The following is an 8659-nucleotide window of genomic DNA, read 5'->3' as shown; positions in this document are numbered from 1 at the left end:
CTAATCAACACGCCTGATAATATATATAATTTACGTTTTTATTAACAAATAGGGCTTGATATAGAATTAAATCCCTATATAAAAAACACACAACTTTACCAACAAATACCAGATTGTATGTTTTTTATATTATTTATATGTATTCAGGAGCAATCCGGTCCTATTTGTGGTTGTCTTATTTGTGGTTGTCCTATTTGGACAATCTCTCCATTTTGTACAATCTTAGCACCTTCATATAATTTATCTGCATAATTTTTAAGGTCCTGCCAGCTATCCTTCGCTATCTTCAGATCTGTTTTTAATAAAGCAAGACGGTCTGGATTAATTTTGTCAACATTTTTTAGTAAAGAATCATATTTTGCTCCGATTGTATGCCACTGATTCGATATATTTTGAAGAGCAGTAATAGCTGTATCAATTGTTTCAGTCATATGTTCCGTTTTATTTTTGGCATCTGTCAAAATAACTAATTCTGCCTCTGCTCCAGAAATTCTGGACTTTAATTGTTCTATTTCTTGTTGTGCAGATGCGATATTCTTGTCAGCAGTGACAATCAATGGTATACCAACTGGAGGCATAAATACAGATAAAGCTATATAGCCACCACGATTATCATAATTTTGTTTAATTATATTATTAAAATTATCGATTTGTTGTTGTAAAAGTGGAATACCGGCGTTCGTACTTTCTAAAATAGACTTCAATTGATTGGAATCTGCTTTAAAACTTCTTGTATCTTCAGCCATTTCATTTCGGAATGTTATCAACTTTTCTAGTAGTCCATCCACTTCTTGACTATTGTCCAAAATACTACGATATAACCTCACCAGTCTAAATTTAAATGTCACTATATCTTTTTTATCTATAGCAGCTAGTAATTGATCATAACTCGCTTGAAAGGCATCATTATAACTTACACTATTCTGAATCGTTTTCATAATATCAGGCTTTAGATTATCTAACCAATATGTTGCATTCGTTTGCGCATCCTTTTGATGCTTAATCATGTTTGCTTTGAAATCACCATTTATAGAACTTATTTTACTTAAATCTGTCTGTTGTTGATTACGGATTGTTTGAGCATATGAATCCATTGTAAGGATATTTGCCCCCATTTTCTCCATTACTTCTTTATATTTATCAGGACCCAAATCATAGCTCTTACTATCTTCTTGCTGTTGGGACACACTATTTTGCACAGCTTGTTCTGCTGCAAAAGTATGGAGAGGGATTACATTACTCGCTGCCATTCCAGTAATGATCGTTGATAAAATAACTTTCTTATACAATTTTTTATTCACCTTTTTCACCTATTCTCTCAAATGTATCACGTATTTTATTAAATTCATAAGCTTCTATTCTTTCCTTCAAATGAATTACGATCCTTGCAAATAAAACAACATATTAAAATAGGGGTTTTCATACTTTCTTATTCTATAATCTTTATCAAGTTTCATAACTATATAGGAAATCTCCTGTTCAAACTTGAACAGGAGACTCACATTATGTGTTCTTCAAAAGGGAAAGTCAGTATATTATATTTTTCATTACTTCGGCAATTTCTTGAAGTAATATTATTTTTTCTCTTCTACGAATGAAATCTCAGCCTTTTGAATATTTTCAGCATACTTATTAACCTGTTCCCAGCTACCTTTAGCTATCCTCAGATCTACTTTTATAATAGTAGCAAGCTTGTCTGGGTTAATTCTGTCAACATTGTCATTCAATGATTTATATTTTGCCCCCATTGTCTGCCACTGATTCTTTACATTTTCAAGGGCAGTAATAGCTGCATCAATTGTTTCTGTTAAATTATTAGTATTATTTTTCAAGATCGTTAACTTAGCTACCTGTTGTTTTGCAGTGGAAATATTTTCTGTTAGATTTTTAATCTCTTCTTGTGCTTTCTTTATCTGCTGCTGCGATGTAACAACTCCGTATATCCCGCCTCCTAATGCACCTGCACCAATAGGCGCAAAGATAACTGTAGCAGTTAAGTATGCACCGAGAGCAGTTGCAACCGACGATCCAATATAAACTTTGTTATTCTCATCAATTAATGTTTGATTTGTTTCGATTTGTTTCTGCATCAATGGAATTCCAGCATCTTGACCAGATAAAATATCTGTGATTTTGTTAGCATCAGTTTTTAAATTTTGTGTATCCAGTTCTAATTTGCCGCGAAAGGCTTTCAAATCTTGCACTAACCTGTCCACTGCACCTTTGTTCTCTGAAATACTATCATCTAAACTTGTAAGCACAGCTTTTAGCGTTTCTTTGTCATTATTATTTACAGCTTCTACCAAAGCATCATAATAATTTTGAAATTGTGTATTATAATTGATAATATTTTGATTCGTCTGGATTATTTGCGGTTTCAAACCATCTAACCATTGATTTGCATTTTTTTTAGAAGCATCGTGGTTGTCCTTAATACTTTTTTGTAAATCATTGTTAATTACAGTTAAACCATCAAAATTAACATTTGCTTGTTTAACAATAGTTAAAGCATACAGGTCCATTACCAACATATTGGATCCAGTTTTCTCTAACGCATCTTTAAGCCCTTCTGGTCCAAGTGAATACTCAGGGTACTCAGGGGAGTTATTTTCTGCACCTGCATAAATAGGTGCTGATTTTGTTGTATTTTCCGCTGCCGAGGCATATGATGGCGTAATGCTACCCGCTGCGATTGTTGCAATTAATGTAGATAAAGCCATTACTTTATAAGGTTTTTTCATAATATTCCTATCTCCTTATATTATATTATTAAGATTTTTTTCTTCATTCTACTATTTTGCCTCTGTTACTTTTATGTTTGTAACACTATTTTCATATTCCGTTGTTTGTTTATTCAATTCATCCGTAAACTTTTTGAGTTCTGTTAATTGTGCTTGTAATGCATTAGAATCTATTTTCGCATCAGTATTAAGACTTGTCTTCATTTGAATCATTGTTTCATTAAAGATGTCCCAACTACTTACTAGATTGTCAAAACTCTGAATTTGCTTTTTAACTACTCTTGTAAAGTTATTTAACTGCAGATCAATAAGTGTCATTTGAGTTGCTTGCACTTCAATTTTCGATAATTTTTGTAGCAATAGAATTTTTTGTTGTTGCTTCTGATGAACATCATTATTCAGTTTTGTTACTTCATCATTTTGGACTTGTCCAACTTGGTTATAAATCACTTCCAAATTAGACGTGTCTAAAGTTCGATCCTTACCTGCGTCTATCCAAATATCAATAACCGTCTTTCCAATATTTATAGAACCTTTTACATTTTCTTTTGGTAGAGCTAGAAGTTTTGTATAATCATCTTGAATGTTTTCATCAAGTTGTCTAATTTCCGTTCTGAATTTTTCAATGTCTCCGCCTGATCCCTTATAAAGTTCAATCGCTCTGCTAACTTTACTAGAAAAGCTCTTACTATCTTCGACCAAGTCATTTTTATAATTGTTTAAGTCTACTGAAGCTCCTTTCATATCATACTGAATTGCTTGCATTTGATCTTGAAGTGCATTAAAAGTACTTACAAAGTCTTCTTTTGCTTGCGAATCGTCATTCATTCTTCCAGCTAGTTCAACCAATATATCATAATAATTTGTAAATCTTGTCCCAAAATCCTGCATGTCTTGATTTACATTGAATAGTTTTGGATTATATGTATCCAGCCAGTCTTGAACATGGTTTCTTGCAGTACCTTGATCAGTTGTTATTCCAGGTATAGCAGTTACTTCAAGGTTTGGTTGCTTTAATATGATTAGCCCATATCCTTGAATTAATGGCGTCTGTGATCCTAATGTCTTAATCGAATCTGATAACCTATTCATAGCAACTTGATTTTGACTACTTGTTAGTTGTGAATAAGTTGTTTTACTTTCTGCAAAAGTATTTACAGGTGCGAAACAACTTGTAGATACTGCTGTAACTAATAACCCTGCGACTAATGTTTTTTTCATGATTAATTCCTCCTACTAGTTGTGATTTTCCAGACAAAACAATTATACTGAATTTTCAGAATTCAAACCCCTATATAATCCAGCTTTATTACTGTTTATCTTTATAGATTGCTACAAAGATGTTGATAATGGAAATCTGAGTATAGATTAAAAATACTTGTACATAATGCCCTACTATAACCCTATTCCCTAAGAAGTTACATAAAAGACACGTCGAAGTTAAACTTGCTTATGTATCTCATACAATGTAACGATCTTATGCCCTTATTAAAACATTATGTTTTTACCAAGTAAATCATAAAATTTTGTTCATCACCAAAAAACAACTAAATATTCAGATAATATAATTTAAAAATAATTATATTAATAAAAAATTAGTAAATCTATTTTTCATGTAATACATTAATTTTTATTTGATATTCCCATTGAAATTATAATTATTACAATTTAATAAAGGTTTTTATTTCCATAAAAATGTTTTTAATATAACAAAATACTATTCTGTTTAAACGTTCCCTATATTTGGGTATGTAAAATTGCATAAAAACAGGGCGTAATTTACACTGTAATAAGCTATTTTTTCACAGAATAATTATTTATATTATTATCTTGAAATCAATGAATATATAAACTTACCACTAAAGGAACTAGTTTATCATGAAGAATCCCTCACAATTCTGATTACTTGTTAATGCAAAATAAAGCGAAACTATAAAAATACAAAAAACCCCGAACCATAGACTTTTAAGCGTCCATGACTCGAGGTATAGTTCAATTAGAAAAAAATTTCGTTTATAATTTTCAAATCATACAATACTTATTTTAAATCATCTATCGAAAATGCCCCTGGCAGCAGTTGTTCAACTGTCACTTCTTTTTCATCACCTTTTTGATTCGTCAATAATACTGGCATTTTCGGATCACAAAATTCTGCAATCACTTGTCTGCAAGCTCCGCATGGCGAAATCGGACCGTCAGTATTACCTGTTACGACCAAATAACTGAAATCACGTTCTCCTTCTGACACTGCTTTAAAGATCGCTGTTCTTTCGGCACAATTACATAAACCGTAAGATGCGTTTTCTATGTTACAGCCTGTATAAATTTTACCATCTTTCGTAACGAGTGCCGCCCCGACAGGGAACTTTGAATACGGAATGTAAGCTTTGGATAACATTTTATTTGCTTCTTCAATATATTTTTGTTTATTCATATCAATTCCTCCTCAAAGTGAATGTGATTATTAAGTATTAATCAGTGATAACAGTATAGATTAATTTTGGAGCATCAGCCTTTTCTGATAAAGAGATATTTTCATAAATTTTTGCTTTTACATCTTCAACATCTTCGCGATTTGCATAAATCGTTACTAATGGATCTCCTTCTTTTACCGCATCGCCAACTTTTTTACGTAACATTAAGCCAACAGCTAAGTCAATTTCATCTTCTTTCGTTGCTCGGCCTGCTCCTAGAAGCATCGCAGCAATACCAATTTCATCGGCAACAATGTTAGACACAACTCCTGAAGTTTTAGCAGGTACATCAATTACATATTTCGCTTGTGGTAATTTTTCTGGCTGATCAACAATAGAGCTGTCTCCACCTTGATTGTGTAAAAATTGTTTGAACTTCTCAATTGCTTTACCATTTTTCATAACTTCTTTCAACATTTCACGTGCTTCTTCTAACGTATTTGCTTTTTTAGCAAGTACAACCATTTGGCTCCCTAATACAAGCACTAATTCTGTTAAATCTTCTGGGCCTTCTCCTTTTAATGTATCAATTGCCTCTTTCACTTCTAGTGCATTACCAATTGCAAAACCAAGAGGTTGTGACATATCAGAAATAACAGCCATTGTTTGACGACCAACATTATTTCCGATTCGCACCATTGCATGAGCTAATTCGATCGCATCTTCTTCCGTTTTCATAAATGCACCTGCACCTGTTTTTACATCTAGAACAATTGCATCAGCACCAGCCGCAATTTTTTTACTCATAATGGAGCTTGCGATTAATGGAATGGAGTTTACAGTTCCTGTCACATCACGCAAAGCATAAATCTTTTTATCAGCAGGTGTTAAATTTCCAGTTTGTCCAATAACTGCAACTTTATCACGGTTTACGATGTCAATGAATTGTTCTTTCGTAATTTCAACGTGGAAACCTTCTACTGCTTCTAATTTATCAATTGTCCCACCTGTATGTCCTAAACCGCGCCCAGACATTTTCGCAACAGGTACATCTAAAGCTGCTACTAACGGCCCTAAAACTAATGTTGTTGTATCACCAACGCCACCAGTTGAGTGCTTATCTACCTTAACTCCTTCGATTTCTGATAAATCAATCGTTTCTCCAGATTCAACCATTGCCATTGTTAAATCTGCACGCTCACGATCAGACATATCTTGGAAAAAGATAACCATTGCAAGTGCACTTACTTGATAATCAGGAATTGTTCCGTCTGTATATCCATTAATAAAAAATTGAATTTCTTCTGTTGCTAGTTCTTTACCGTCACGTTTTTTCGCAATGATATCTACCATTCTCATCCTAATCACCAATCCTTTTTATTTTTTTGTTAATAAAAATTGATCCTGTTAAATTCTTAATATATTAAGCCAACAATAGCCGCTGATAAAAAGCTTACTAATGTTGCTCCAAATAGTAATTTTAAACCAAATCTTGCGACAACATTCCCTTGTTTTTCATGTAAACTTTTAACTGCTCCAGCAATAATCCCGATGGAAGAAAAGTTTGCAAACGAAACAAGAAATACTGATAAGATAGCAGTTGTTCTTCCTGTAAAATGAGAATTTCCTTGGGCTAAATTTGTCATCGCTACAAATTCATTCGATACTAGTTTTGTTGCCATGATACTACCAGCGTTAACAGCTTCATGCCATGGAATCCCTACAATAAAAGCAAATGAGGCAAATACATATCCAAGAATTTCTTGGAATGAGATCCCGATTGCTCCTTTAAAAATAGCATTAACAAAAGTGATTAAAGCAACGAATCCAATTAGCATAGCGGCTACTGTAATCGCAACTTTAAAACCATCTATAATATACTCCCCTAACACTTCAAAAAAGCTTTTTTTCTCTTCTTCTTGTACTTCTAAAATGTCTTCTTCCTCAGTGACCTCATAAGGGTTAATAATAGAGGCAATAATAAACCCACCAAACAAGTTCAGTACTAAAGCGGTTACAACATACTCTGGTTTTAAAAGAACCATATACGATCCCACTATTGACATAGACACCGTTGACATAGCAGATGCGCATAATGTATATAATCTTCTTTCACTCAATAACCCTAACTGTTTCTTAACAGAGATGAATACCTCCGATTGTCCTAAAATAGCTGAGGCTACAGCGTTATAGGATTCAAGTTTCCCCATTCCATTTACTTTACTTAAAACAAGACCAATGTACTTCACAATGAATGGCAATACCTTAATATGTTGTAAAATACCAATTAAAACTGATATAAAGACAATTGGCATTAATACACCTAAAAAGAATGAAAACTCATTTTTATTTACCAAACCGCCAAATACGAAATTAACACCTTCAGCAGCGTACTTTAATAATTGTCCAAACCCATCTGCGATCCCACTTATTAGGATATTCCCTGCGCTCGTATTTAAGAGCAAAAACCCTAGAATAAATTGCAGAACAAATCATCGTTACTATAGGACGGAATTTTACTTTACTTCGATTATTACTAGCAAGCCTTGCGATACCTAAAATAATAACGAGGCCTAGAATACCGATTAAGTACTTCATTACATTCTCCCTCCTTTTCGTATCCGCTTACATATTTTTTAAGTGTTAAAGCAATAGATACACTATGCCTTCCATTCGTGTATCTATTGCTTGCAACTTTTTATAAATTAATAATTACTTGAACCACCGTTTGTTTCATTTAGCACAATTGCCACACTAGCACTTGCACCGATTCTTGAAGCACCAGCTTCCACCATTTTCTCTGCATCTTCTCTTGTACGAACTCCGCCAGATGCTTTCACGCCAACGTTTTCTCCAACAGTTTTGCGCATTAATGCAATATCTTCTGCAGTTGCTCCGCCAGTTGAGAATCCAGTTGAAGTTTTTACATAGTCAGCACCAGCTTTTACAGCTAATTGACATGCACGAACTTTTTCTTCGTCTGTTAATAAGCAAGTTTCAATGATAACTTTTACAAGTGCTTTTCCTTTTGCAGCTTGTACAACTTCGTAAATATCTTTTTCAACGAATTCATTATCGCCATCTTTTAAAGCGCCAACGTTAATTACCATATCAACTTCAGTAGCACCTTTTGCAATTACATCCTTTGTTTCAAATACTTTTGTTTCAGTTGTATTCGCACCTAAAGGGAAACCAATTACTGTGCAAACATCTACATCATGTCCTGCTAATTCCTCAGCTGCTAATTTCACCCATGTAGGATTAATGCAAACAGAAGCGAAATTGTATTTTTTTGCCTCTTCTAAAACTTTTATAACGTCTTCTTTTTTAGTATCTGGTTTCAAAACTGTATGATCAATTAACTTTGCAATGTTCATTTTCTTCACTCCTCATATCTTTTAACAACTTCATTCTAACTTCACTTTGAACAAATGTAAACATACTTTTGAAATTTTGTTCAAAGTTTTTTAAAAAAGGAATTTATCTCCTATAAAACGAATCTTA

The 8659-nt window shown here is 33.1% G+C and carries 6 protein-coding genes and 1 pseudogene; all 7 read right to left on the bottom strand.

Features of this window, described 5'->3' with window-relative positions; translation table 11 throughout:
- Positions 1-143: 143 nt before the first annotated feature.
- The 7 genes and pseudogenes from nheC to deoC all read right to left on the bottom strand — a co-directional run bounded on the left by nheC (position 144) and on the right by deoC (position 8532).
- Positions 144-1301: a non-hemolytic enterotoxin subunit C gene (nheC, locus tag V7024_RS23325; protein ID WP_335524405.1), complete on the bottom strand. Its 1158-nt coding sequence runs from the start codon at positions 1299-1301 to the stop codon at positions 144-146.
- A gap of 273 nt (positions 1302-1574) precedes the next feature.
- Positions 1575-2741 carry a non-hemolytic enterotoxin subunit B gene (gene nheB / locus V7024_RS23320; RefSeq protein WP_335524403.1) on the bottom strand — a complete coding sequence of 389 codons (1167 nt, stop codon included), beginning with the start codon at positions 2739-2741 and terminating at the stop codon, positions 1575-1577.
- 51 nt (positions 2742-2792) lie between these two features.
- Positions 2793-3962, bottom strand: a complete 1170-nt coding sequence (gene nheA, locus V7024_RS23315; RefSeq protein WP_335524402.1) for a non-hemolytic enterotoxin subunit A — start codon at positions 3960-3962, stop codon at positions 2793-2795.
- Positions 3963-4779: 817 nt separating this feature from the next.
- A complete protein-coding gene (locus tag V7024_RS23310; RefSeq protein ID WP_335524400.1) occupies positions 4780-5175 on the bottom strand; it encodes a cytidine deaminase in 396 nt (131 codons plus the stop codon).
- A 37-nt stretch (positions 5176-5212) separates the two neighbouring features.
- Positions 5213-6514, bottom strand: coding sequence for a pyrimidine-nucleoside phosphorylase (locus V7024_RS23305; protein ID WP_335524399.1), 1302 nt, complete (start codon positions 6512-6514; stop codon positions 5213-5215).
- A 56-nt stretch (positions 6515-6570) separates the two neighbouring features.
- Positions 6571-7753, bottom strand: a pseudogene (locus V7024_RS23300) (NupC/NupG family nucleoside CNT transporter).
- A 107-nt stretch (positions 7754-7860) separates the two neighbouring features.
- Positions 7861-8532 (bottom strand): deoxyribose-phosphate aldolase, encoded by a 672-nt coding sequence (deoC, locus tag V7024_RS23295; protein WP_335524397.1) that lies wholly within the window; start codon positions 8530-8532, stop codon positions 7861-7863.
- Positions 8533-8659 lie beyond the last annotated feature (127 nt).

The organism is Bacillus sp. JJ864, from assembly GCF_036963045.1.
GTDB lineage: Bacteria > Bacillota > Bacilli > Bacillales > Bacillaceae_G > Bacillus_A > Bacillus_A pseudomycoides_C.
The sequence above is the reverse complement of the archived record's forward strand: the minus strand, read 5'-3'. Positions and strand labels throughout refer to the sequence as shown.